Annotated in this window: 1 protein-coding gene; it reads right to left on the reverse strand. The window is 67.6% G+C overall.

What is annotated here, in order from left to right; translation table 11 throughout:
• Positions 1 to 1,208 (reverse strand): NRAMP family divalent metal transporter (locus A5712_RS09080; RefSeq protein WP_068103719.1); only part of this gene is annotated, 1,208 nt, incomplete at both ends.

Raw genomic sequence — 1,208 nt, forward strand, 5'->3', positions numbered from 1 at the left:
AGCGTCAGCGGCGGCATCCGCCAGGTGTTGCGGTCGACGGGACGTGCCGGCGGCGTCGCGGCTGGTTTGGCGGGCTGGCCGCGGGCCATCCAGCGCAGCGCCGGGACCGCGGCGGCGGCGAGGATGACCAGCGCCAGGGCCAGGTAGCCGGCGACCGCTACGACGTTGAGGTCACGGAACAGGGTGGTGGCCATCAGGATGCCGGACAACAGCAGCAGGGTGCCGACGATCAGCCCGGCGACCCAGTTGAGCCAGCGACGATTGACCCAGGGCCCCAACACTTGTGGGTCGTTGCACAACAACAGCAAAAACACGCTGGCGCTGGGCAACAGCAGGCCGGCGAGGGCCTGCACGGCGGTGGTGATCAAGCCCAGCGGGGCACCGGGGATGAGCACGATGGCCGCGGCGAGCGCCACCATCGCGGTGTAGGACAGGTAGAACTGCTTGGCGTCGGCGAACCCGCGGTGCAGGGAATGCTTGAGGCCGAAGACGTCGCCGAAGGCGTAACTGGTGGCCAGTGTCACGGCGGCCGCGCCGATGATGGAGGCGTCCATGAGCACGATGGCGAAAAACGCGCCGAGCGTGGCACTGTGCTGGCCGAGCAGGTGTGCGATGGCGCCGGCGTCGGTGAAGCCGCCCACGGTGTTGGTCGAGCGCGCCGCCCAATCGCCGGTCATCAACAACGCCGCGGCGCCGACGATCACGACGAAGGCCCCGATCACCGTGTCGGCGCGCTCGTAGGCCATGAACCGCGGCGTGATCCGTTTGTCGACGACGTTGGACTGCTGGAAGAACAGCTGCCAGGGCGCGACGGTGGTGCCGACGATGGCGATGATCAGCAGCACCGCATCCGAACTGACGCCGCCCGAGATGCTCGGCACCACAAACGACTTCGCCGCGTGCGCCCACTGCGGGTGCGACATGAACAGCATCGGGATCTGCAGCAGGGTGACGGCGATGAAGATGAACATGGCCCGCTCCCAGCGCCGGAAGCTGCCGCTGGCCATGATCGCGACCAGCGCAACCGCCGAGATGGGCACCACAACGTATTTGGAGATGCCGATGTAGTCGGCGGCCAGCGTGATGCCGATGAACTCGGTGACAATCGTCAGGAAGTTGAGCAGGAACAGGTCGCCGACGGAAAACCAGCCCCAGCCGCGGCCGAAGCGTTCGTTGATCAGCCGGGCGTGACCGACGCCGGTCACCGC

It is taken from the genome of Mycobacterium sp. E2327, from assembly GCF_001672675.1.
Taxonomy (GTDB): Bacteria; Actinomycetota; Actinomycetes; order Mycobacteriales; family Mycobacteriaceae; genus Mycobacterium.